Here is a 24054-nt window from a genome sequence, read left to right on the forward strand (position 1 = left end):
AAATGAAAGCGGTACATTTTGGAGCAGGGAACATCGGCAGAGGGCTTATTGGACAAATTCTACATCAGAATGGATTCGATCTATGTTTTATTGATACGAATCCTGAACTGATCCATCAATTAAATCAAGATAAGGGTTATACTATCGAAATTATTGATGAAATGAACAGGAGTGATTTCATTGATCATGTTGTGGCACTGAATAGTTTATCCGAGCTAGAAGAGGTGATTACAGCAACAAAAAATGCAGATATCTTAACAACATCTGTTGGCGCAATAAATTTAGTAAAAATTGCACCGATCATTGCGCAAGCCTTAAGTAAGCGATTTGAACAAAAGCATAGCATCAATATCGTAGCTAATGAAAATGTGATAAATGCAAGTGATGTGTTGAAAAAAGAAATTTATTCTTTGCTGTCAGAAAAAGAACAAGAGAATTTTGATGAATATGCATATTTTGTGAATACGGCAATCGATCGACAATCTTTAGGAAAAGTTCTTGGAGGAAAAATGATCTCTGTTGTCGAACCTTATTATGAATGGATAATGGATCGACAGCAGTTAGATCCAACTACATCTTTTGATATGAAAAATGTAAATTTGGTTGATGATATGGAGCCTTACATTGAGCGAAAGCTTTATATCGTTAATGCTGCTCATGCGGCAGTAGCTTATTTAGGCGCACTGAAAGGATATAAGACGATTCAAGAAGCAATCCAAAATATGGAGATTTTCAATCTAGTCAAGCAATTTTTAATGGAGAATATAGAGTACTTTGTACAAAAATATCATTTTTCTAGAGAAGAATTAACATCTTTTGTGGAAAAAACATTAAACCGTCATGGGAATCAGAAACTCTCCGATGAAATTACTCGTGTAGGAAGTTCCCCTATTCGAAAATTAGGCCCTAATGATCGTTTAATTGCTCCCATAGTAAAACTAGATTCATATCATTTACCTTACGATGCAGGAATAAAAGTAATTGCTGCGGGATATCATTATCGGAATCTTGCTGATCCAGAAGCTGAACAACTACGTCGAATGATTGTAAATGATGGGTTGAAAGCAACGATTAAAAAGATTTCTCGTTTGGAAGGTAAGCTGCTGAATGAAGTTGTCGCTGCTTATGAGTCCCAGATTTAGAGGAGGAGAATATGCTAAAAGAACAATTGTCAGGAAATACAATGTTTATGGATGCGATCGATTCATGGCAAGAGGCAATCCGAGTAAGTGCGCGTCCTTTGATAGGAAAGGGAATAATAGAGGAAAGCTATGTACAAGCGATGATACAAAATGTGTTGGATAACGGAAATTATATTATATTACTGCCACTAGTAGCAATGCCTCATGCGCGTCCAGAATTTGGGAGCAAAGGGGTCGGGATGAGCTTTTTATGTTTAGATAAGCCAGTCATGTTCCCAAGTGAAGAACCAGTAAAATTCTTCTTTACCTTTTCTTCTGATTCGCCAAAGGGACATTTAGACTTAATGGCCAATCTTGGAGAATTGCTGAGTGATGAAAAAATGTATCAAAAATTATTCGATGTGAAGACAGAAAAAGCATTGTTAGATTTGATAAAGAAGTAAAGGAGAGAAGAAAATGGAGGTAGCAAACAAAAAAAAACGAGTCTCCATGCGAGCTAAAGTTCAAGCGATTGGCGGTTTCTTAACAAATATGGTATTGCCAAATATAGGCGCATTTATTGCATGGGGAATTGTTACTGCATTATTCATTCCAACTGGGTGGTTCCCAAATGAATCTCTGAATGAACTCGTAAGTCCGACAGTCAGCTATCTATTGCCGTTACTACTTGCCTATACTGGTGGTCGGATGGTTGGTGGTACACGTGGAGCTGTTTTAGGTACAATCGGAACAATAGGTTTGATTATTGGTGCTGACATACCAATGTTCATGGGAGCAATGATTATGGGGCCACTTGGTGGGTGGATGATGAAAAAAACAGATGATTTTTTAGATGGGAAAGTTCCTGCTGGTTTTGAAATGGTCGTCAATAATTTTTCTATAGGAATTATTGGTTTCATACTGATGTGCCTTTCTTATCTGGTAGTTGGACCAATAATCCAATCAGCTAATCAATTTGTAACGAGTGCAATTGAAGCATTAGTTTCAACTGGTTTTTTACCGATACTGTCCTTAATCAACGAACCGGCAAAAGTCTTATTTTTAAATAATGTTATTGACCAAGGTGTTTATTATCCATTAGGTATGCAACAAACATTAGAGGCAGGCAGATCAATTTATTTCATGGTAGCATCAAATCCTGGCCCTGGCTTAGGACTATTGTTAGCTTATTCTTTATTTGGTAAAAAGGCAGCAAAACAGACAGCACCAGGTGCAATCATCATCCATTTTTTCGGCGGAATACATGAGATTTATTTTCCATATGTATTAATGAAACCACTCACTATATTATCTATGATTGCTGGTGGAATGACAGGAATCATCACTTTTGAATTATTTGATGCGGGCCTGGTAGCAGGTCCAAGTCCAGGTTCTATTTTTTCTTATTTAGCTCTAACGCCTCGGGGAAATTTTTTGGGTGTCATGGCGGGAGTGGTCACAGCAACACTGGTTTCCTTTTTTGTAACATCAGTAATTTTAAAAGCAGATAAATCAACAGATGAAGACAGAAATTTTGAACTATCAGTTCAAAAATCGAAAACGATGAAATCAGAAGGAAGAAAATTATTAAAAGAAGAAAATGCTAGAGAAATATGTACCGAGAAAAAAGAGATGAATAAAATTTCCTTTGCTTGTGATGCAGGAATGGGAAGCAGCGCAATGGGCGCAACAATATTCAAGAAAAAATTGCAAAAAGCAGGTATTACTGATGTTGAGATAAAAAATTATCGAATTGAAGAGGTACCAGAAGATAGTGATTTGGTGATCGTACATCAAGATTTGGAGGAACGGACTAGAAAAGCACATCCTAACATGAAAATTGTGACATTAAAGAATTATTTGCAAGATCCAGTAATCAATGGATTAGCAGAAGAAATCATTGGATTAAAAACAGAAGACTAATTTATGGGAATTTTTGATTAACCTTTATTAAAATTATTTTGCCTAATATAAAAAGGTTGTGACATGGCTTGTGTCGCAACCTTTTTTTGTCGCACAAATAATTAATCGGATATTTTATGTTCATATTTTTTGTGATCAACGAGAACTGATGGGGCAAAGATACATTTTAGATACTTTTAACTGTTAATTTACAAAACAAGGTGAAACGAATAGAAAAATGAAAAAATCGATACGGAAGAATATGTTTGATTAAAACATGCATGAAGAGAAGGAGGTTGATGATACATGAAAAAAATATATTCAAAGGAAATCGATTGTTTTAGAGGCATTGCTGTTTTAGCAGTGATATTTTATCATTTGCCAAATAGTTTGCTGCCAGGCGGATTGCAAGGAGTAACGATCTTTTTTGTGGTTTCTGGTTTTTTAATGGCTAAAAATACGATAAGAGATGAAAAAAACAGACAATTCAGTTTTTTACATTTTTACTATAAGCGTATCAAACGTATTTATCCATTTTTACTGTTTTCTTTGGTCGTATTCATTTTCATACTAGGGATTAGCAACATTCGATTGATAGGAAACATTCGTAGTGAGCTACCCAGTTTGATTTTTGGCTATAACAATTGGTGGCAGCTGAATCAAGGAGTATCTTATTTTGACTCTTACTTTAATGCTTCTTTATTTAAACATTATTGGTCGCTTTCAGTTGAACTACAATTCTATTTGATATGGCCATTTTTGTTTATTGTCATTAAGCGTATGAGAAGAAAACAAGTGTTTTACTTAATCTATACATTGATTTTTGTTTCTATTCTTTTTAGTTTGTTTTTACCTTCAACTAAGGCATATTATCATACGATAGCTAAACTTTTTCCATTTTTATTAGGAGTTTGGGGGTATTTTAATCGAATAACTATTGGCCGTTTCTTTGAACAAAACACTTTTAGTAAAATCTGGCTTTTATTACTAGCTAGTCTTTGTCTGATTCTGTTCCCGATTTTTCCTTATACACTAAATGAACTACTGATCAGTATTTGTTTTGCTCTATTGTTAGCCAGTGTCGATGATATGAACATTGCAAAAAAGACCAAAATCGCTAGTACAAAACTTTCTTTTGTAGGAAAAATCAGTTATGAACTTTATTTGGTGCATTTCCCAGTATTGATTGCTCTGACAAATCTATTCAAACATCACCATTGGAAATATTTGGATATCGCAGGTCTATTCACTGTGTTTTTATGTACATTACTCATGATTACTTGCTTTAGAAAAGGAGTGCAAAAGATGAGATCACCCAAAATTTGGACAGCTATGGCACTAATGATAATCGGAGTTTCTGTACTGGTATTACGTGCTCCTGCCAGTCGACTGACCGCTGACCAAAATCAGTTGCAAAGTTTATTAAAAGAAAACTCTAGTAAAGCAAATGCAGGAGAAAATCTGTTGTCACAAGAGAAGAAAATATTATTTATCGGTGATTCTGTTATGCTGGGGGCGTATCAGGAACTAAAGGAGACATTTAAAAAAGAAGCATTGGTAGATGCAAAAGAATCAAGACAAATCACTGCGTTACCAGAAATCTTAAAGGAGCATAAAGATTTAGTTTCTTACCAACAAATAGTGATCGGGTTAGGAACCAATGGTGTGATAACAGATGAAGCTATAGAACAAACAATGTCTTTGCTGAAAGATAAAAAAGTATACTGGGTAAATATAAAAGCACCAACTGGCTGGCAAGATACGATAAATGCCACATTAGCTACATTGCCAAATCAGTATTCTAATATAACGATGATCGATTGGTATAGTGAGAGCAAAAATCATCCTGAATTTTTTTATGATGATGAAACCCATTTGAATGAAAGTGGACGTACAGCTTATGCAAAGTATATTGCTTCAGTTATTCAATAAGGTAGTGATTACGTGTGTTAACCTTACTTTTTCCTAATAGGTGAATCAATTTAAATAAAAAATACTTCATATGATAAACGGTGTTTAAGAGGAGGAGCTTTTTAATATTCGTGGTAAAAAAGAGATGGGCGAGGTCGTTAACTGAGAGCTTCTTGGAAAGAAATCGCTTTGGATTTATCCTCTTTGTTATACAGAACATGAGCGAGACGACAATACTAGGATGTATGTTCTGATCGAAGTTTTATGGTTACAAGCAGCAATCAGCTTAGATAAAATTAAGGATCGTAGGAACCAAGTAAAGAAGGCTGTTAGTAAAGAAACAAACGATCAAGTATGTTTTACTCTTAAGAAGATGCAGTGAATAAATAATAGTAATATAATGCTAGAAGGGACTGTGACAAAAGACGTGTCACAGCCTTTTTTGTTATTTTAATTATCGTCCAGTCTTTTTTTATAAATGATTGCTTAAGCATTAAATATTAAAAAATATAGAGTTCAAAATTACTGCACAATTAGATGAAAAATTTGAACAACAAAAAGTGTATTTTTATACTATAATAGCTTTTGAATTTAGTTACTCTATTCAAAAGTTATGCTATGGACAAGAAAAAGAATAAATAGAGGTGAGAAAATGAATAGTTTCAAGAAAAAATTTGTGAGTAGATTTTTAAATATGAAAAATTTTTTTGAAAAAAAGGGAGATTATGATGCATATAATTATGTATTAAATCTAGAAAAGCAAACATATTATACACTACGTAAAAACGATGATAATGACTTTTGGACTATGTTACCTAAAATGCTTTCGATTGACTCTAAGCTTTCCCTTTTAGAGGAATTTATTAATTTAGACATTGAAGAATTTTGCGGGGGAAAAGAGTTAATTAATATGGTAGAGAGTGATTATCATACCTATTATAAAGAAAGTTGTGGATACAAAGTGGATGAGCAATGTCCACAATCAATTATTTTTTACATTGAGTAATATGAACTATTAAGCAGGAAAGCAACTAGAAGCTACTGATTTAGTATTTACAAATATAAACTATATTGCTAACAATTATTTTCTAGAAGGAATAAAAGAACTAAGAATCAAGACGTTATCTTGATTCTTAGTTCTTTTAACATGGAAAAGATGGATAATGCACTGTTAATTCATGATGCATCATCAGAAAAGTTGGAAGGAGAAGATAGAAATCATTAAATGATTTCTACAGATGGTAAATGAAAAAACAAAATATTAGCAAAAATTTGCCTAAATAGATAGTAACACTTTCTAAATTAAATACAAGCGCATTCATAAAATGTTTATACAAATATCTATGTGATAAAAATTGGATATGTTCACAATAAATAGGAATTAAAATAACGAATTTACGTTTGTTTTTATTTACCAATCAAATTATCTTAATGCAGGAATAAAAAATTAAATTACATATTGTTAATCATTTACATCTCCATTAATGAGAGTGTAAAATATTTTGTGTAAATGAAAAAATCCATACAAAAAAGGAAGTCGCTTCTGTAGAATAAAGTTAACGACAACCAATTCACAGAAAAGAGGACTTCCCTATGAATGATTTTACTACAGAAATTGTGCAAACTCTAGTCACTAAAGGCGATTTAAATGAATTATTCCGTTCGCACTTAGAAAAAGCGATAAACACACTCCTACGGACTGAATTAACGGCTTTTTTAGATTACGAAAAATATGATCGCACTGGTTTTAATTCAGGTAATTCGAGAAACGGTTCTTACTTTCGATCAATCAAAACCGAATATGGTGAATTAACATTGGAAATACCTAGAGATCGTAATGGTGAGTTTAAACAACAAACTTTACCAGCCTACAAAAGAACAAACGATACATTGGAAACCACTATTATCCATTTATTCGAAAAAGGTGTTACGATGTCTGAAATTGCTGATTTGATCGAAAAAATGTACGGTCATCACTATACTCCACAAACCATGTCCAACATGACTAAAGTTCTGACTGAAGAAGTAAATGCCTTTAAATCCAGAGCCTTAAATGATAAGTATGTCGCTATTTTTATGGACGCTACTTACATTCCACTAAAACGTCAAACCGTATCCAAAGAAGCGATTTATATTGCCATTGGTATACGAGAAGACGGCACTAAAGAAGTACTGAGTTATGCGATTGCTCCAACTGAATCAACATACGTTTGGAATGAGCTGCTACAGGATATTAACTCCAGAGGAGTTCAAGAAGTCTTGCTTTTTATTACGGACGGCTTAAAAGGCATGAAAGATACTATCCATCAAATTTATCCTAAAGCAAAATATCAGCATTGTTGTATCCATGTATCTCGTAATATCGCTCATAAAGTACGTGTCAAAGACCGAAAAGAAATCTGTGATGACTTTAAGGCTGTTTATCAAGCTAACTCAAAAGAAGAAGCGAATACCTTCTTATCCGGCATGATTGAGAAATGGAAGAAAAACTATCCTAAAGTGACGCAGTCACTCATAGAAAACCAAGACTTATTAACTTTTTATGATTTTCCACCTAGCATTCGTAGAACCATTTACTCAACCAATCTAATCGAGTCTTTCAATAAGCAAATTAAAAGATACAGCCGTAGAAAAGAGCAGTTTCAAAATGAAGAATCACTAGAACGCTTTCTAGTCAGCATTTTTGATACATACAATCAAAAATTTCTAAACAGAAGCCATAAAGGTTTTCAACAGGTAACCGATACATTAGTTTCAATGTTTACTGAGTAACTAATTATTTTGCAGGAGGACAATTTATTTACACAAAATTATTGACGCTCCCCCATTAATAACTCAAAATGAAAAGATGTTTTTATTTTTATTCTATATTTCAGAAAAAAATTAAACTAGATTATAATAATTCTTCATGTAAAAATAAAAACAATTACAGCTATGATGTTTAAGATAAAACAATTATGAAATCGATATCCGTTTATATACTTATCATAAGCTAGAAGCAAATAACTAGCCTATGTATGTAAGTGAGATTATATTTATTAAAAGGCTTCTTTTGTTCGATCAGTTATAGTCGAACGAGAGAAGTTTATTCTTTGATTAAAATAAACAAAAGTAACTTATTGAGGTGAAATGATGCAAACTTTTTTAACTAAAACATCTTTCAAAAAAGTAGTTTTATTAGATTATTTGTTAGAAAAAGACAATTGGTGTGCAATGGAAGAACTTAGAAATTTACTTAATGTTACGGAGAAGTCAGTCTTACACTATATAGAAGAACTAGAGGATTTATTTAAGCAATATAATGGTAATATCCTTCTGAAAAATGAAGATAATAAACGATTTTTCATAAAAAAAGAGAAAGATTTTCCTATTTATAATATTTATCTTCATTTTTATAAAGCTTCTTATAATTATCATTTGATTGATTTTATGTATAAATATCCTAGAAGTGTTCTAAAAGATTTTGCTAAAGAGCAATTTACTAGTGTATCTACTGTTTTCAGATATGCGAAGCTCTTAATTCCATATTTTAGGCGTTATCATATAACATTTCATCCATTTCAGTTAGAATTGAATGCATCAGAGGCAAACATTCGTAGCTTTTTTTATTATTTCTATTGGAATTCTACACGTGAAAGTAGTGATAAGTGGCCATTTCATATCGAACAAAAGGAAATAGAGAAGTATATAGTTGCTTTTGAGGGGATTTATGATATTACGTTAACTATTTTTCAAAAACGTGTATTTTCTTTTTGGTTAGCCATTAATATAGAAAGAAGTTCATTTAGAAAAGTACGAGTAGATAATGAATATAAATCAGTTATCTCAGATGATCCGCATTTTAATCTTTTGAAGAAGTGGTCAAAACAAATCAATCTTTCTTTTAACAGCGATGAACTGTGTTTCCTTTATCGAATAATTTATTCTTTTGGAGTAATTGATGGAAATGCAATATATGAAAATAGTCATGCATATGCACATCAGCGACAAAATACTTGTTCTTATCGAGCAGTTGAGAATTTGGAGAAAGTTTTACAAAGCATGTTCCGTTTTTCTTTAGATATAAAGGATCCAGAACTCATATTCAATTTTATTGCATTTCATGAAAGAAGTTATCTATTTTATGGTAATCCAGATCTTTTTTTTAATCGTTCGTATATCGAAGAAATGAAAGAAGAAGAACCTCGAACTTATCACATAATGGAAAAACTCAAAAAAGAATTACAAGCAAATGCGGATTTGGATGTATCAAAGAAATTAGAAAACTGGGCACAATTATTTTTGGATTATTATTATGTGTTAGATTATTATGATTTATTTTTAACAAATGTTAAACCGATTAAGATTTTAATGGGAGCGTCAATAATTTTGTGTAAATAAATTGTCCTCCTGCAAAATAATTAGTTACTCAGTAAACATTGAAACTAATGTATCGGTTACCTGTTGAAAACCTTTATGGCTTCTGTTTAGAAATTTTTGATTGTATGTATCAAAAATGCTGACTAGAAAGCGTTCTAGTGATTCTTCATTTTGAAACTGCTCTTTTCTACGGCTGTATCTTTTAATTTGCTTATTGAAAGACTCGATTAGATTGGTTGAGTAAATGGTTCTACGAATGCTAGGTGGAAAATCATAAAAAGTTAATAAGTCTTGGTTTTCTATGAGTGACTGCGTCACTTTAGGATAGTTTTTCTTCCATTTCTCAATCATGCCGGATAAGAAGGTATTCGCTTCTTCTTTTGAGTTAGCTTGATAAACAGCCTTAAAGTCATCACAGATTTCTTTTCGGTCTTTGACACGTACTTTATGAGCGATATTACGAGATACATGGATACAACAATGCTGATATTTTGCTTTAGGATAAATTTGATGGATAGTATCTTTCATGCCTTTTAAGCCGTCCGTAATAAAAAGCAAGACTTCTTGAACTCCTCTGGAGTTAATATCCTGTAGCAGCTCATTCCAAACGTATGTTGATTCAGTTGGAGCAATCGCATAACTCAGTACTTCTTTAGTGCCGTCTTCTCGTATACCAATGGCAATATAAATCGCTTCTTTGGATACGGTTTGACGTTTTAGTGGAATGTAAGTAGCGTCCATAAAAATAGCGACATACTTATCATTTAAGGCTCTGGATTTAAAGGCATTTACTTCTTCAGTCAGAACTTTAGTCATGTTGGACATGGTTTGTGGAGTATAGTGATGACCGTACATTTTTTCGATCAAATCAGCAATTTCAGACATCGTAACACCTTTTTCGAATAAATGGATAATAGTGGTTTCCAATGTATCGTTTGTTCTTTTGTAGGCTGGTAAAGTTTGTTGTTTAAACTCACCATTACGATCTCTAGGTATTTCCAATGTTAATTCACCATATTCGGTTTTGATTGATCGAAAGTAAGAACCGTTTCTCGAATTACCTGAATTAAAACCAGTGCGATCATATTTTTCGTAATCTAAAAAAGCCGTTAATTCAGTCCGTAGTAGTGTGTTTATCGCTTTTTCTAAGTGCGAACGGAATAATTCATTTAAATCGCCTTTAGTGACTAGAGTTTGCACAATTTCTGTAGTAAAATCATTCATAGGGAAGTCCTCTTTTCTGTGAATTGGTTGTCGTTAACTTTATTCTACAGAAGGGACTTCCTTTTTTGTATGGATTTTTTCATTTACACAAAATATTTTATACTCTCATTTTAATACAAGATGATTTACACCATACGCATCGGTTATGGTTAATGAATAAAATTAATCTGTATTTTGGGCATTCTTATGTTTTTGCTTTTTATGATTACAGGACAAATATAACTGAAGTAGATTTGGTTATTTCTAATTACTACATCGACACTGGAAAAACGCCATTACTGTTAATGAAAAATATACCTACCGAAAGAAACTGGCGTTTGTTCGAGAAAACGATTTATCAATTGAAAAAAGAAAAAGAGGTTGTGAAATCAGCGTTTTGTCCTGAGTATTAGAGAAACAAACGGAAAAATAGTTTTTCATATTTTGCCGTTTTTGAGCTAATACCGAGGGACAGCTGATTGAACACCATTTATTGAGAGATTGTGAAAAAACTGTCCTGCATCAAGTAATAAGAACAGCCAAGTAAAAACAGCTTCTCATGTTTGTTGAATATTGTGACTTGTGACCGAGGAGTTGGCAAGAGAACACCGTTTATTCGGAAAAAGGGACTGTGACACTACATGTCACAGTCCCTTTTTGATTGAATTATCTCATTTGTTTTCTAATTTTTTCTTTATTTGAGAAAATAGTTGAACTGGATAAAAAGTACTGGACGTGTCAAAATTATTTTGGATCAAATTAGATCTATTATTATTTAGTCTAATGGTGATAAGTCAAGATGAAATTTAAGATTTTCTTTATTGAGTAATATGTTTTGAAGCGCACGAAACTAGACCCGATCAAAATCAAATTTTTTTCGGGTTGATTCAAGGATTTGCGTCAATAACGGATTGTTATTTCTCTATCACACTCCTTGGTGGCGTATAGAGTTGGTGTTTACGTAGTAGCGTATCCACCAGACGCGTAAATTTTCTTGCGGTTAGGACGAGTGCACGTTTGTGTTGATGCTTTGGAACCTCCTTATATTTACTTTGATAAAAAGCTTTGTATTCAGGAAGATAATTTTTTACAGAGTTGGCAGCTTCAACTAAGTAGTATCTAAAATATCGATTTCCTTGTTTTGTCAGAGGTGTATTTTGCGACTGATAGTTTCCAGATTGGTTCACTTTCCAACTTAATCCAGCGTATTTTGCCAATTTTGTCTGATCTTCAAATCTTTCGATTTGACCAATTTCAGCGATTAAACCGGCAGCATAGACTTTACCAACGCCTGGAATACTGGTTAAGCATTGATATTCTGGAATGACAACAATTACTTGTTCGATGGCTTTATCTAATTCTTTGATATTTTTTTCAAGTGCTCGTATTTCTCGTACGAGAACACTTAAAACAACATTAATTGATTCTTGTGCAAGAGCACCTAGGCGGTAACTCATGGTAATTGCACGTTGAATTGCTTTAGCGATTTTTTCTGGTTGCTTGAAACGGCCTTTTCCTTTTTCTTGAAGTAAATCACAGAAAGCTTCTAAAGGAAGCTCAGCAAGTTCATCCAATGTGAAATCTTCCGTCATGAGTGAAATGAGGGTTGCACTAAAAAGACTCGTCGATTCGTCTCGCATTTCTCGAGCAAGCGTATTACATTTGTACGTTAGATTTTCAAGAAAATGTTGCTTTGTACGAATCAATTGCTTAATAAGTTGATAGCGAGTACGTGTTAAACGCTGTAAGGCCATGTATTTCTCTTCTTTGATAGGGGAAGTTGTGAATCGTTGAATACGCAAGAAATCAGCGATTCTTAATGCATCGTTTCGATCAGTTTTATTCTCATCAAACATGCGACTAAATTGTTTCACCCGAAAAGGATTTTCAATCGTTACAAGTGTGTTGAGCTTCTTTAGTTTCTCATCTTCATGAAAAAACATGGAAGGATGGAAGCTGTACATGGACGTTGACTCCATGCCAATCACAATTTGATCAAAGTGGTAGCTGTCATTGAATTCAAGAATTGTTTCTCGTATGAATGAAGCACCTTCGATGTCATTGGCAACAGAGATTTCAGATAAGATAGACAATTGATTGTCGTCTGTTAAAAAACAAACATCTAGTTTTTCAGAGCTAACGTCAATACCGACAAATAATTTCATGGAAGAAGGACCTCCTTTCGATATAAATTTTGGAAAATGCTTCGATACTGTGGGATTTCCCAGAAACTCACTGTATAGCCACAACCTCGCCTAATAGAATACGGTGATAAAAGAGCTAGAAGCTGCCTTCCAAACTACTATTTGAAAGTCTAGTCCATTATCGAAACAGCTAATGAGTTGGTAGTGATAACAGTGGTTCGGGTAACAGACTAAACAGGGTAGACAAACGCTACAGGAGGAAATAGCAAATTCCCGTTGGATCCTTTCCATACATCCATTGTACTCTGAGAAATCACACAATATCGAAACAAATTCCGTTAGGAATGTGTTATTCAATAAATTTTATAATCTAGAAACATTTTGAATAAAAACTATTAGACAAATGATATTTTACGAGGAGGAAGAAAAAATGAAAAATCGGTTAATTGTCGCATGTGGAAGTGGAGTAGCAACGAGTCAGACAATCGCTAGTAAGATCCAAAGTATGTTAGAAGATGACGGCATCGCATTTCCTGTAGAAGCAGTTGATTACAAATCGATTCAAAATGAGCTTCTAACTGCTGGAATCTATGTGTATGTCGCACAACCTGATGAGGAAGTACTTGAACAAGCAAAAGATTTGGGTATTGAAGTATTTCCAGGAATTCCATTTTTAACTGGAATGGGTGTAGAACCTATTTATGACAGTATCAAAGAGTTAGTACAGTAAAGGAGGATTGTTGGATAAAAAAGTTGGTTCATAGTTTTATTTACTATATTTCGAAAGAAAGAAGGTTTATTTATGGAAGTTTTCCAAACCATTATCAATTATGTTTTGAACTTAGGATCAGCCATTTTTGTTCCCCTGATTATTTTGATACTTGGATTGTTGGCAGGGATGAAATTAAAAAAAGCATTCCTGTCTGCTTTGACTTTAGGGATTGCTTTTAGCGGAATGTCTATGGTCATTGGCTATATGTCTAACGCAGTAAGTCCAGCATCAGAAGCATTGGCTAAAAATACGGGAATCAGTTTGCCTGCACTTGATCTTGGGTGGACAGGTGCAGCAAGCATCACATGGTCGTGGAGTTATGCTTTTATATTTTTTGCAGTAACGATTGGGGTCAATTTTGTACTGTTACTTTTTAATTGGACGAAGACGTTAAATGTTGATATGTGGAATGTTTGGGGGAAAGCTTTAACTGCTTATTTAGTTTATTATGTTTCCGGTAGTTTGGCTGCAGGCTTTCTTACTGCAATGGTCCAAGTTATATTGGAATTAAAGCTTGGTGATATGTTTCAAAAACATATACAAGATCTCACAGGGATTCCATTAGTAACAGTGACTCATTTTATGACATCTGCCGCTGTCTTATTGCTGCTTTTCAATATGATCATGGATAAAATTCCTGCTTTAAATAAACGAGCGGATACGAATGCATTGAAGAAGAAAATTGGGATCTTCTCTGAAAACTCTGTAATGGGATTCATTATTGGATTGGGGCTTGGCTTTGCTGCTGCGTATGGCGTTTCAGGTTCTCTTAATCTAGCGATCCAAACAGCTACAGCATTAAGTTTGTTTCCTATGATCTCTAAAATGTTCATGCAATCTTTGTCTCCTCTAGCAGACGCTATGTCAGAATTTATGAAAAAGCGGTTTAAGGATCGTGAAGTATATATCGGATTGGACTGGCCGATATTAGCTGGTCGTTCAGAAATTTGGGTTACTGCTATTTTACTTGTTCCTGTGTTTATTGGTTATGCCATTATTTTGCCAGGAAACCAAGTATTACCATTAGCAGGGATTATCAACTATTCGATTGCGGTCGGCGGATTACTTTTAACAGGAGGAAACTTGGCTCGTATGCTGATCTTGGGAATCCTCACGATGCCTATTTATTTGTACGGGGCCACTTACCTTGCGCCAATACTCAGTGATTCAGCAGAAAAAAGCGGAGCAGTCGAGGGAATCAAGAAAGGACAGTTGATCACATGGTCATCCATAGAAGGACCGGAGTTCAGGGTTTTATTTGCGGAGGCATTTAATAGGAATATTCTCGCTATTGTAGGATGCGTGATTTTTCTAGGACTGTTTGTTCTACTTTATAAATATATGATAAAAGCGAAAGTACCGAGTGAACGTTATGCTGAACTACAAAAATAGCATTGAAATGGTGGGAAAGTAATGAAAAGAGAAGAGACAGATAAAATAAAATGGACAGTCGCTCTTTGTGGTACACTTCTGCTATTTCTATATGGACTCTTTACTCAAAATATCATCATCAATCTATTGGTCATTTTTTTCGCACTAGTGATCTATAAATATGGAAATCACGTTTTATTCAGAGAGTACGATGAAAAAAGAAAACGGAAAATAGAAGAATCAATGAAAATAAAAGAAGCTACCAAAGAAATATTGAGAGAAAAAAGTTTTATAAAAAGATAATGGAGGGGTCATTATGTCAGATGGACGTATGTTATTTGAGAGAGAACGACAGGACATGGCACGTATCGTAAGAGTGATTTTCGAAAGGAAAAACACAAATGTCGCAGGAGGGAATTTTTCCTTTAAAACCACTGATGATCAAGGGAAAGACTACATCATCATGACGCCGACCATGATGTCAGAAGCCTATCTAGGAGAGATTTCTCCTGCACAGGTTCTAGTAGTAGAACCAAGAACGCGTAGAATCGTTGACGGAGTCGGTCATTTAACTCGGGAGATCAATATGCATGAAGCGATGTATGAGACTAATCCAGCTATCAAAGCTGTCCTACATGCTCATGCGCCTAATGCAATGTTCTGGGCGACTACTGGGTTGCCTATGCCTAATTTGACAGAAGCCACAGCTAAAGTAAAAGAGATTCCTGTCATGGACTTTGAGCCTAATTGCTCTGAAGAACTTGCTGAATTGACAAGCGACTATGTAAAAAAACAGCATCTCGAATTACCGCATATGTTGCTGCTCAACTCTCATGGCGTATTGATCAACACAGGTGGAGAATCAGGAATCGAAGCTATCCATAAAGCACTGCAAATCCTTGATACAGTTGAATGGAATGCAGAAATTGCCTACAAGCAGACGATTTTTCAAGCATTAGGGATTACTGACGGTTTTTATTCAAAAGGTGAGAAAATCGGGGGATTGGAAGAGTTGAAACATAAAACGGCTATTTATAATAAATCTGTTATTGCAGCTGGTGGAGACTAACCTATCTGACACAAAAAACTACGACTTTCACAAAATCTGATCCAGATCGATATCTGCTTCAGGTTGTATTATGTAAGTCGTAGTTCTTTTCTTTTATTTAGTTAAGAGGTGGTCTGTCCATTCCCTCGCTTGCTCGATTTCGTCCATCGTCAACTGATGACCTGTTACAGTTAGCTGAATAGTCACATTTGCTTGGCGTGTTTCGAATTGATCGGCCAATTCTTTAAAGGAAGCAGGGGAAACGATTGGATCGTTATCACCATAAGAAATCCAGACGGTTTTATCCTCTAATGTGGAACGGCTTTGATGAACACCTAGAGACATCGGATGGAAAAACAACCCTTTATTTAGCTCGGTCTCACGCTCCAATAATAAATGAGCAGCGATGTTTGCGCCATTTGAATAGCCGACAAGCAGCCAATCACTTAACGGTATCAGTTCTTTTTCGCTGATTTCTTTGATTTTTTCATGGAGTTTATCTGTTTCTTTTTCCAAACTGTCCAGGTCGAATTGATTCAATCCATTACGCTTGAAAAAACGATTCATCCCATCTTCTTGGACCGTGCCACGAAAAGAAAGCAATGTACTGTTTGGTGCAAGAAAGTGAGCGATATCCAGTAAAGAATGTTCATCGCCACCTGTGCCATGAAGTAAGATCAAATGCTTGCCACTTGTTCCTTTTTCAAAAATGTAGGTCATTTTGTTCCCTCTTTTCTGTTTCTATAGATGCAAAAAATGAAGTAGCATGAAGAGATTATTCACGTTTTTTATTTGCATCACTTGTATCGAAAGGACGGACATAGGCTTCAATGGCTTCACGACGTTCTTCTAAGAATGGAGGAAGAGATAGTTTTTCTCCTGCTGATTCTGCTGGTTCATCTTCAAGGAATCCAGGACAATCAGTTGCTAATTCAAACAGTACGTGATGAGCGGCTAGGAAGTACTCAGATTGGAAATAGAAACGATCGACGAAACCAGAATTTGGCAATTCAATCTTATTGATTACTTGAATCCAGTATTCCAATGCTTCTTTGTCTGCTACACGCAATGCTAAGTGATGGATATTTCCAAATCCTTCGATTGCTTTTGGCAAGTCTGTCCGATGTTCAATAATGATGCTTGCACCATTTCCGCCTTCACCGATTTCAAATAAGTAGAAATCTCCTGAATGGTCTGTTTCTTTGAATCCTAAGATTTTTTCAAGAATCAAGCGGATATGCTCTAATTGACTGACACGGACAAAGACAGGTCCAAGTCCTGTGATCGCAAACTCTGTCGGTACATTGCTGTTTTTCCAAGGAATGCCAGCTGCTACACCTTGATTGTTTTCGTCAGAGATCAATTGATAATACTGATTATCGAAATCTTCAAATTCGATATATTTTTTGCCGAAACGTTCATTGATTGCTGAATGAGTAACGTCATATTTTTCAAAACGTTCCAACCAAAAGTCTAATGCTGCGTCACTTGGCACACGGAAAGAAGCACGAGAGATCGTATCTGTTCCTTTTTTTCCTTTTGGCTGATTTGGAAAATCAAAGAAAGTCATATCTGTTCCTGGCGCACCAGTATCGTCTGTAAAGTAAAGATGGTAAGTTTCGATGTCATCTTGGTTAACTGTTTTTTTGATTAAGCGCATTCCTAAAATATCTGTAAAAAAGCGGTAGATTTTTGTAGCGCTAGATGTCATTGCTGTGACGTGGTGAATTCCTCTGATTTGTGTATCCATGATAAATTTCCTCCTGTCAACTTACAAAAAGTAAGTAGTTGATTTAGACATAGTATAGAGGGTGCATCTCTATTTTGCAATTAATTTGTCTTCTAAAGTATCAGGAAGGAATCAAGAATGGAAAAGAGGAGGGACGGATCAATAAAATAAAAAGACTTACGACTAGCTGTATCGATTTCAAAAAAACTAGCTTTAAAAAGCTAACTTTAGAATCATTACGGGTGGTCATAAGTCTTTTTATGCTGAGTTATTTTTTCATTTTTGAGCTAATGCTTAGGATAGGATAGAATGTTGATTTCACGATCTCTTCTTGTTACTTGAAACTGCTTACTACTGTCACGATCTCTTGGTAAACGGCTTTTTCACAACCTCTTCATTTAAGTTGAACGCACATCCAGCACAGAATAGTTCCGAACATCAAATCGGTTTCGGCTGGAAGAATATTCAATCGGCTGTCCATCTTTGAGATAGACGACTTGCTGAACTTCCAGTACAGGATCGTTTTCTGCACAGTTCAAATATTGCTGATCATATTCATCACTTTTATCTGCAGAAATAGCACGATAAGCCCCTGCAAAATGGACATTCAATTCTTGATGAAGATGATCATAGATAGAGGCTAACAAATGTTCTTTTTTTAAACCCGGCACAAGATGGACTGGCATAAAAGTATGCTCTAAAACATATGGCTCGCCATCTAAGATCCTTAACCGGTGAATATTGTAGACAGGTTGCTCGGCATCGATCATCAATCGTTCTTGGATATATTGATTAGGGAATTCAACATCAAAATGAATGATTTGACTCTTCAAAGAACGATGTCTGCGTTTCATTTGGAGACTCAAACCTTCATACTCGTTAGCGGGCGATGTGTCTTTTTGCATAAATGGATGATTCAAGATTTTCGTTCCTGATCCTCGCTGCGAATAGACAAGTCCTTCCATTGCTAAGATATTGATGGCTTTTTTGATTGTCATCCGGCTCGCACCAAATTCTTTGACCAAGTCCACTTGATTAGGCAAAAAACTATCGGGAGGATACTCTTTTGAACGGATACGTTCTCTTAAAATATTTGCGATTTCTTCGTATTTTGGCACGTTATTCACCTCTTCTAGAGTATAACGAAAGATTATGCTTCCGACAACTCGAAGTAGCATCTGGAACATTGTTTATTCGAAAAAAGAGGTCGTGACAAGTTTTTGTCACAACCCCTTAATGATCTATTAAGCAATATCTAAATCTGGTTGTTTATCTAGTACTTTCAGGAATGGGTACCAGATAAAGGCAACGATGACAAAGTCGATGACTTGCAGCATACCACCAAGCCATGAATTTGTTGCTAAGACACCGCTTGCAATGATTGGCACAGTCCATGGAACAGAGACGCCAGTTGGTGCAGGGACAAGTCCAGCAGCCATTACCAAATAATTGAACGTCGTTACGATTAGAGGTGCCACAACCCAAGGAATAAGGATTGTTGCATTCAATACGATCGGTAGACCGAAGATCGCTGGTTCATTTACATTGAAAATACCAGGTGCTAAAGCTAATCGTCCAACATCACGATACTGTTTCTTTTTAAGAACAAAGGCCATCAATAAAACGACAGCTAAAGTCATTCCAGAGCCACCAATACCAACAGTGAAGGTTTCCATGAATGGTTTTGTGATGATGTGTGGTAATTCTTTTCCATGTTGATAAGCTTCTAAGTTATCAAGCATCAGTGTATTCCAAATCGGGTCCATTACAGAGTTGACGATGATTTGTCCGTGAAGTCCGAAGAACCATAAGAATTGGACAAAGAACAAAGCAATCAATGTTGCAGGTAAACTACTTCCCAAACCAGTTAATGGTTTTTGGATCACTTCATAAACGACGTCATGTAAGTTAGCATTGAAAATACCAGTCATCACAGCATTGATTACTAAGAAAATAGTTAGTGTCACTACAGCAGGGATCAAAGCGGCAAATGATTTTGTTACTGCAGGCGGAACTCCATCAGGCATTTTGATCTGCCAGCCGCGTTTCGTGATTCTGCAGTAGATTTCTCCAGCCAAGAAAGCAGCGATCATTCCAATGAACATTCCTTTTGCGCCAAGACGATCAAGTGAAAGCACACCAGTCACATCTTCACCGCCAGCGGTTTTCATTGCAAAAGGCGTAAGAATCAAGAAGCTGGCAAAAGACACGGCACCACCGAAAATACCTTCAACGTCATAAGATTTTGATAAATAATAGCCGATACCAAAAGTAACAAAAACCGACATGATGCTCATTGTTGCATTTTGCCCATTACCGAATAAGTTCGATAAAGTTCCCTTTGTTGCGTCACTGAAAAAAGGCAAGTTATTGATAACGACAACGATCGAACCGAACATCGTTAAAGGGAAGGAAAGCATGAAAGCATCCCGCAGCACTGTAAGGTAACGATTTTGCCCTAATAAATTAGCTAAGGGCATGATTTTCTCAGAAAGCTTGTCCATAAAACCGTTCATTTTTATTCACCTCAAATTTATTTGCAATCGATTACATACAAAGTATAACGCCAAAAATTTTAAATGTCTAGTCATTTTCATAAAAAGTATTGATTTATTTTTTAGGGTTCGTTATGATTACGATATCAAGAAAAAAGAGAGGAAGTAAAAAAATGAAAACCTACACATTCCCAGAAAATTTTTGGTGGGGTTCTGCTGCTAGCGGACCGCAAACAGAAGGAAGAGTAAGTGATGATGGTAAAGGAGAAAATATTTGGAATCATTGGTATGAATTAGAGCCTGAAAAATTCTTCGATCAAGTAGGACCTGAAAAAACTTCGCAAGTTTACACAAAATACAAAGAAGATGTTCAGTTAATGAAAGAAACTGGCCATAACACATTTCGTACATCTATCCAATGGAGTCGTTTGATTCCAGAAGGGACAGGTGAAATCAATCAAAAAGCTGTTTCTTTTTATCGAGATTATTTTACTGAATTGCTGGATAATGGTATCGAACCTTTTGTGAACCTTTACCATTTCGATATGCCACTACCACTGCAAGAAAAAGGCGGGTGGTTATCAAGAGAAACGGTCGACGCTTATGTTTCTTATGCAGCAGCGTGCTTTGAACTGTTTGGAGATCTGGTCAAAAAATGGTTTACTCATAATGAACCAATCGTACCTGTAGAAGGAGGCTACTTGTATCAATTCCACTATCCAAATCATATCAATATGAAAGAAGCGGTCCAAGTAGGCTATCATGAGAATCTAGCAAGCGCAAAGGCAATCAAAGCCTACCATGAAGGCGGACATGATGGTGAGATCGGAATCATCTTGAATCTGACACCAAGCTATCCGAGAGATGAAACGAACCCAGAAGATGTAAAAGCGGCGAAGATCGCTGACGCATTCTTCAACCGATCATTCCTTGACCCTGCAGTGAAAGGAGAGTTTCCACAAGAGTTGATCGAAATTGTCAAAGAATTGGCTATAATGCCAGAGATCCATGAAGGAGACCTAGAACTCATCCGTGAAAACACGATTGACCTGCTAGGAATCAATTACTATCAGCCTCGTCGAATCAAAGCAAAAGAAACTCCAATCAATCACGAACATAGCCCCATGCCAGATGATTATTTTGATAATTACGACATGCCCAATAAAAAAATGAATCCATATCGTGGATGGGAAATTTACGAAAAAGGAATCTATGATATTTTAACGAATACAAGAGAAAACTATGGTAATATCAAATGCTATATTTCTGAAAATGGGATGGGGGTCGAAGGAGAAGAACGATTTGTTAACAGCGAAGGAACTATTGAAGATGATTACCGGATTGAGTTTGTTACGGATCATTTGAAATACGTCCATCAAGCAATCCAAGAAGGAACCAATTGTGTGGGTTACCACATGTGGACATGTATGGACAACTGGTCTTGGACAAATGCTTATAAGAATCGCTATGGCTTTATCGCTGTTGATTTGGCACAAGACGGTAAACGGACGATCAAAAAATCAGGTCGCTGGTTTAAAACGGTCTCTGAAAAAAACGGATTTGATGCCTGATATTTTTTGATAAAACGTTCACAAAATGTTTGTTCTAACACTGTAATCGTGCTACACTAACAGTGAAGGAGGCGTTTACAATGGTAGATACTTATCGTAATATTTTAGTAGCAATTGATGGTTCTGAAAAGGCAGAAAAAGCATTTCTTGAGGCAATCACGATTGCCAAACGAAATCAGGCAACGTTGCACATCCTGTATGTCAATGAAGTAACAGGCAATTACTTTGGTGATTTTGCATTTGTTACAACAAGCCTTCAGGAAGAATTGGATGAGGTTGCGGAAAACCAGATGAAAGAACATCGAAACTTGGCAATTGAAAAAGGCTTGACAGATATCGAGACATATGTTCTTTACGGTTATCCAAAGACACTGATTGCTAATTTCCATGAATCGAAAGAACCAATCGATCTGATTGTCATGGGGGCGACAGGTCTGAATGCGGTAGAACGTGCACTAGTAGGTTCCACTACTTCCTATGTAGTCAACCACGCATCATGTAACGTCATGGTTGTAAAATAAATAAATTAAGGGAACAGAAAGCAAAAAAGCATAACGCTTCTTTTGCTTTCTGTTCCTTTAATTTTTTGTAAAAAATTACTTTACCTGATGAAGTAATCATGCTATTCTAATTACAACGACAGATGGAGTAATATGGAGGAAAGAAAATGATTTCAAGTGATGGAATACGCGGATACAATGATGCGATTATTTTATCGATCCTTAACAAAAACGATTCTTATGGATATGAAATTTCTAAAACGATTCGTGAGAGGACAAATGATTCCTATGTGATCAAAGAGACAACACTTTACTCCGTTTTTGCCCGTTTAGAAAAGAATCAACTGATTGTTTCGTATCCTGGAGAAGTGACTCATGGAAAAAAGCGGACATATTATAAAATCACTGAAATAGGGCGTAATCTTTTAGAAGAAAAAAAGCAAGAGTGGCTGACGACGAAAGACGTAGTCGATCAATTTTTGGAGGGAAATTAAATGGATACAATCCGTAATTATTTAGACAGTCTTTTTATCGGAGTACCTCAAAGTACCGAGATAGATAAGCTGAAAACTGATTTGTTGGCAAATATGGAAGACCATTATCATGAATTGATGGGAGAAGGAAAAAATGAACAGGAGGCCATCGGTACAGTAATTTCGACATTTGGTTCAATCGATGAATTATTAGAAGAACTAGATGTCGAAAAAAAACATCAAGCTGACGAGACGGAAACAAACACAGCTTCTATTTATTTAAGCGAAGCAGAAAACTACTGGAAAGAATACAGAGCGGCAAGTCTCCAAGTGGCATCAGGTGTTCTATTCATTAGCTTATCTTTTGCAAGTTTTCTTTTCTTTTGTTCAGCAGGGTATGTGTTCATGGGTATTTCTTGTCTGATTTTCGGTATAGCATTAGCTGTCGGTTTTTTTATTGCTTCTGGTATGAAAATCACACGTTTAAATCACTTTTTGCACCATCGGAAAATACCTGAAAAAGTATTAGCAGAAGCAAAAGAAAAAGAAGAAGAGTATCAGCGAAGTTTTGGCTTCTCACTGATTGCAGGAATTGGATTATGTATTTTTTCACTTTTCCCACTTTTGGCTTCTTTAATGTGGTATATGGATGGTAGTATCGGTGCCTCTATATTTTTTGTTACGGTAGGAACGGGAGTCTTCTTGATCATTTATGGCAGTCTGGTCCGTCATTCTTATCGTCAATTCACTCAAAGTGCTTATTACTGGTGAATGTATTCAGATTTGTAAAAATATTTTATTTATTGCTTACCCATGTAAAATCGTTATAGACAGATTTCAGTTGACTTCTGCGCCATTGTACAGGGATAAAAAGACGCATACTATCTTCATTGAATCCGACTAATAATTTCTTTCCGTCAGTAATGATGGGACGTTGTAACAAAGTAAAATGCGAGACGATCAGATCGACAAGCTCTGAGGTCGTACATTGGTCGATTTGATCTTTCAAATTTTTATAATCAATCGAGCGTTTAGCTAATAGATCGTCAAATCCGTTTTCTGTTAATGACAATAAATAAAATATCTCTTTCCTTGTTAAAGGCTGTTTAGGTGTGAAAATTCGTTCTCTGTAAGGCATTTGATGGTCTTTCAGCCAGTTTGCCATCAGATGGTAACTATGTGTGCGAGAAGAATAGATCGTAAGCATAAAAAAACTCCTTAAATAGTCCATTAATTTGTTAGATCTGTTGAGATAAATAATAGGTAAGGAGCTGTGCATAAGCATTGATCAAAACAACCCAAACATCATTAGAAATAACTTTCTAAAATCTTAAACTTGCGACGAGAAACAACTAGACTAATAGAAAAAATGTCTTAGCCATTTGGCTTCCTGTTTGTTTTTTTGCTTATGCTGCAGCTCCTCGGGAAAGGGTTCTAACAATTTGAAGAAGGTTG

At 35.5% G+C, this 24054-nt stretch carries 22 protein-coding genes and 1 pseudogene; 16 read left to right on the plus strand and 7 right to left on the minus strand.

The window, feature by feature from the left end:
• Window positions 1-2 precede the first annotated feature (2 nt).
• The 7 genes from ACIFUW_RS05000 to ACIFUW_RS05030 all read left to right on the plus strand — a co-directional run bounded on the left by ACIFUW_RS05000 (window position 3) and on the right by ACIFUW_RS05030 (window position 9314).
• Window positions 3-1142 carry a mannitol-1-phosphate 5-dehydrogenase gene (locus tag ACIFUW_RS05000; RefSeq protein ID WP_002330245.1) on the plus strand — a complete coding sequence of 380 codons (1140 nt, stop codon included), beginning with the start codon at window positions 3-5 and terminating at the stop codon, window positions 1140-1142.
• A gap of 11 nt (window positions 1143-1153) precedes the next feature.
• A complete protein-coding gene (locus ACIFUW_RS05005; protein ID WP_002307011.1) occupies window positions 1154-1585 on the plus strand; it encodes a PTS sugar transporter subunit IIA in 432 nt (143 codons plus the stop codon).
• Between the two features lie 13 nt (window positions 1586-1598).
• A complete protein-coding gene (locus ACIFUW_RS05010; protein WP_010728428.1) occupies window positions 1599-3044 on the plus strand; it encodes a PTS mannitol transporter subunit IICB in 1446 nt (481 codons plus the stop codon).
• Between the two features lie 285 nt (window positions 3045-3329).
• The gene (locus ACIFUW_RS05015; RefSeq protein WP_010728427.1) at window positions 3330-4955 is read left to right on the plus strand and encodes an acyltransferase family protein; all 1626 of its coding nucleotides are present in this window, start codon (window positions 3330-3332) and stop codon (window positions 4953-4955) included.
• 631 nt (window positions 4956-5586) lie between these two features.
• Window positions 5587-5940 carry a DUF7006 family protein gene (locus ACIFUW_RS05020; RefSeq protein ID WP_002307007.1) on the plus strand — a complete coding sequence of 118 codons (354 nt, stop codon included), beginning with the start codon at window positions 5587-5589 and terminating at the stop codon, window positions 5938-5940.
• Window positions 5941-6527: 587 nt separating this feature from the next.
• Window positions 6528-7706 (plus strand): IS256-like element ISEf1 family transposase, encoded by a 1179-nt coding sequence (locus tag ACIFUW_RS05025; protein WP_000997695.1) that lies wholly within the window; start codon window positions 6528-6530, stop codon window positions 7704-7706.
• Between the two features lie 360 nt (window positions 7707-8066).
• A complete protein-coding gene (locus ACIFUW_RS05030; RefSeq protein ID WP_123061360.1) occupies window positions 8067-9314 on the plus strand; it encodes a helix-turn-helix domain-containing protein in 1248 nt (415 codons plus the stop codon).
• 24 nt (window positions 9315-9338) lie between these two features.
• On the opposite strand, the gene ACIFUW_RS05035 is transcribed toward ACIFUW_RS05030, so the two are convergent.
• Window positions 9339-10517: an IS256-like element ISEf1 family transposase gene (locus ACIFUW_RS05035; protein ID WP_000997695.1), complete on the minus strand. Its 1179-nt coding sequence runs from the start codon at window positions 10515-10517 to the stop codon at window positions 9339-9341.
• Between the two features lie 107 nt (window positions 10518-10624).
• Between ACIFUW_RS05035 and ACIFUW_RS05040 the strand changes: the two are divergent.
• A pseudogene (locus ACIFUW_RS05040) lies at window positions 10625-10909 on the plus strand (helix-turn-helix domain-containing protein); the annotation flags it as partial.
• Window positions 10910-11410: 501 nt separating this feature from the next.
• Here ACIFUW_RS05040 and ACIFUW_RS05045 read toward each other — a convergent pair.
• Complete coding sequence (locus ACIFUW_RS05045; protein WP_002297404.1) at window positions 11411-12661, minus strand: IS110 family transposase; 1251 nt, start codon at window positions 12659-12661, stop codon at window positions 11411-11413.
• 409 nt (window positions 12662-13070) lie between these two features.
• On the opposite strand from ACIFUW_RS05045, the gene ACIFUW_RS05050 reads away from it, so the two are divergent.
• The 4 genes from ACIFUW_RS05050 (at window position 13071) to ACIFUW_RS05065 (ending at window position 15852) form a co-directional block, all read left to right on the plus strand.
• The gene (locus tag ACIFUW_RS05050; protein WP_002288285.1) at window positions 13071-13370 is read left to right on the plus strand and encodes a PTS sugar transporter subunit IIB; all 300 of its coding nucleotides are present in this window, start codon (window positions 13071-13073) and stop codon (window positions 13368-13370) included.
• 72 nt (window positions 13371-13442) lie between these two features.
• Window positions 13443-14804 carry a PTS galactitol transporter subunit IIC gene (locus tag ACIFUW_RS05055; RefSeq protein ID WP_044383392.1) on the plus strand — a complete coding sequence of 454 codons (1362 nt, stop codon included), beginning with the start codon at window positions 13443-13445 and terminating at the stop codon, window positions 14802-14804.
• 21 nt (window positions 14805-14825) lie between these two features.
• Window positions 14826-15086 (plus strand): hypothetical protein, encoded by a 261-nt coding sequence (locus ACIFUW_RS05060; protein WP_002288318.1) that lies wholly within the window; start codon window positions 14826-14828, stop codon window positions 15084-15086.
• 13 nt (window positions 15087-15099) lie between these two features.
• The gene (locus ACIFUW_RS05065; RefSeq protein ID WP_002288278.1) at window positions 15100-15852 is read left to right on the plus strand and encodes a class II aldolase/adducin family protein; all 753 of its coding nucleotides are present in this window, start codon (window positions 15100-15102) and stop codon (window positions 15850-15852) included.
• Window positions 15853-15945: 93 nt separating this feature from the next.
• Here the strand turns inward: ACIFUW_RS05065 and ACIFUW_RS05070 are convergent, their stop codons facing one another.
• From ACIFUW_RS05070 to celB, 4 genes are all read right to left on the minus strand, one after another.
• Window positions 15946-16551: an alpha/beta hydrolase gene (locus ACIFUW_RS05070; protein ID WP_002294361.1), complete on the minus strand. Its 606-nt coding sequence runs from the start codon at window positions 16549-16551 to the stop codon at window positions 15946-15948.
• A 55-nt stretch (window positions 16552-16606) separates the two neighbouring features.
• Entirely contained in the window at window positions 16607-17581 is a 975-nt protein-coding gene (locus ACIFUW_RS05075; RefSeq protein ID WP_002297941.1) for a ring-cleaving dioxygenase, read from the minus strand.
• A 377-nt stretch (window positions 17582-17958) separates the two neighbouring features.
• Window positions 17959-18678 (minus strand): GntR family transcriptional regulator, encoded by a 720-nt coding sequence (locus tag ACIFUW_RS05080; RefSeq protein WP_002294363.1) that lies wholly within the window; start codon window positions 18676-18678, stop codon window positions 17959-17961.
• Between the two features lie 126 nt (window positions 18679-18804).
• Complete coding sequence (celB, locus tag ACIFUW_RS05085; RefSeq protein WP_002294365.1) at window positions 18805-20076, minus strand: PTS cellobiose transporter subunit IIC; 1272 nt, start codon at window positions 20074-20076, stop codon at window positions 18805-18807.
• Window positions 20077-20228: 152 nt separating this feature from the next.
• Here celB and ACIFUW_RS05090 point away from each other — a divergent pair, with 152 nt between their 5' ends.
• The 4 genes from ACIFUW_RS05090 to ACIFUW_RS05105 all read left to right on the plus strand — a co-directional run bounded on the left by ACIFUW_RS05090 (window position 20229) and on the right by ACIFUW_RS05105 (window position 23370).
• Window positions 20229-21626: a glycoside hydrolase family 1 protein gene (locus ACIFUW_RS05090; protein ID WP_002297943.1), complete on the plus strand. Its 1398-nt coding sequence runs from the start codon at window positions 20229-20231 to the stop codon at window positions 21624-21626.
• An 80-nt stretch (window positions 21627-21706) separates the two neighbouring features.
• Window positions 21707-22147, plus strand: coding sequence for a universal stress protein (locus ACIFUW_RS05095; protein WP_002289467.1), 441 nt, complete (start codon window positions 21707-21709; stop codon window positions 22145-22147).
• A gap of 146 nt (window positions 22148-22293) precedes the next feature.
• Complete coding sequence (locus ACIFUW_RS05100; RefSeq protein WP_002289468.1) at window positions 22294-22620, plus strand: PadR family transcriptional regulator; 327 nt, start codon at window positions 22294-22296, stop codon at window positions 22618-22620.
• Window positions 22621-23370, plus strand: a complete 750-nt coding sequence (locus tag ACIFUW_RS05105; protein WP_002289470.1) for a permease prefix domain 1-containing protein — start codon at window positions 22621-22623, stop codon at window positions 23368-23370.
• Between the two features lie 25 nt (window positions 23371-23395).
• Here the strand turns inward: ACIFUW_RS05105 and ACIFUW_RS05110 are convergent, their stop codons facing one another.
• Complete coding sequence (locus ACIFUW_RS05110; RefSeq protein ID WP_002302217.1) at window positions 23396-23806, minus strand: Spx/MgsR family RNA polymerase-binding regulatory protein; 411 nt, start codon at window positions 23804-23806, stop codon at window positions 23396-23398.
• Window positions 23807-24054: the final 248 nt, after the last annotated feature.

Source organism: Enterococcus sp. PLH-Efm8, from assembly GCF_053011625.1.

Bases quoted from the DNA above. Each gene is read 5' to 3' on its own strand.
- ACIFUW_RS05000 (WP_002330245.1), top strand. From the start codon at position 3: ATGAAAGCGGTACATTTTGGAGCAGGGAACATCGGCAGAGGGCTTATT.
- ACIFUW_RS05005 (WP_002307011.1), top strand. From the start codon at position 1,154: ATGCTAAAAGAACAATTGTCAGGAAATACAATGTTTATGGATGCGATC.
- ACIFUW_RS05010 (WP_010728428.1), top strand. From the start codon at position 1,599: ATGGAGGTAGCAAACAAAAAAAAACGAGTCTCCATGCGAGCTAAAGTT.
- ACIFUW_RS05015 (WP_010728427.1), top strand. From the start codon at position 3,330: ATGAAAAAAATATATTCAAAGGAAATCGATTGTTTTAGAGGCATTGCT.
- ACIFUW_RS05020 (WP_002307007.1), top strand. From the start codon at position 5,587: ATGAATAGTTTCAAGAAAAAATTTGTGAGTAGATTTTTAAATATGAAA.
- ACIFUW_RS05025 (WP_000997695.1), top strand. From the start codon at position 6,528: ATGAATGATTTTACTACAGAAATTGTGCAAACTCTAGTCACTAAAGGC.
- ACIFUW_RS05030 (WP_123061360.1), top strand. From the start codon at position 8,067: ATGCAAACTTTTTTAACTAAAACATCTTTCAAAAAAGTAGTTTTATTA.
- ACIFUW_RS05035 (WP_000997695.1), bottom strand. From the start codon at position 10,517: ATGAATGATTTTACTACAGAAATTGTGCAAACTCTAGTCACTAAAGGC.
- ACIFUW_RS05045 (WP_002297404.1), bottom strand. From the start codon at position 12,661: ATGAAATTATTTGTCGGTATTGACGTTAGCTCTGAAAAACTAGATGTT.
- ACIFUW_RS05050 (WP_002288285.1), top strand. From the start codon at position 13,071: ATGAAAAATCGGTTAATTGTCGCATGTGGAAGTGGAGTAGCAACGAGT.
- ACIFUW_RS05055 (WP_044383392.1), top strand. From the start codon at position 13,443: ATGGAAGTTTTCCAAACCATTATCAATTATGTTTTGAACTTAGGATCA.
- ACIFUW_RS05060 (WP_002288318.1), top strand. From the start codon at position 14,826: ATGAAAAGAGAAGAGACAGATAAAATAAAATGGACAGTCGCTCTTTGT.
- ACIFUW_RS05065 (WP_002288278.1), top strand. From the start codon at position 15,100: ATGTCAGATGGACGTATGTTATTTGAGAGAGAACGACAGGACATGGCA.
- ACIFUW_RS05070 (WP_002294361.1), bottom strand. From the start codon at position 16,551: ATGACCTACATTTTTGAAAAAGGAACAAGTGGCAAGCATTTGATCTTA.
- ACIFUW_RS05075 (WP_002297941.1), bottom strand. From the start codon at position 17,581: ATGGATACACAAATCAGAGGAATTCACCACGTCACAGCAATGACATCT.
- celB (WP_002294365.1), bottom strand. From the start codon at position 20,076: ATGAACGGTTTTATGGACAAGCTTTCTGAGAAAATCATGCCCTTAGCT.
- ACIFUW_RS05090 (WP_002297943.1), top strand. From the start codon at position 20,229: ATGAAAACCTACACATTCCCAGAAAATTTTTGGTGGGGTTCTGCTGCT.
- ACIFUW_RS05095 (WP_002289467.1), top strand. From the start codon at position 21,707: ATGGTAGATACTTATCGTAATATTTTAGTAGCAATTGATGGTTCTGAA.
- ACIFUW_RS05100 (WP_002289468.1), top strand. From the start codon at position 22,294: ATGATTTCAAGTGATGGAATACGCGGATACAATGATGCGATTATTTTA.
- ACIFUW_RS05105 (WP_002289470.1), top strand. From the start codon at position 22,621: ATGGATACAATCCGTAATTATTTAGACAGTCTTTTTATCGGAGTACCT.
- ACIFUW_RS05110 (WP_002302217.1), bottom strand. From the start codon at position 23,806: ATGCTTACGATCTATTCTTCTCGCACACATAGTTACCATCTGATGGCA.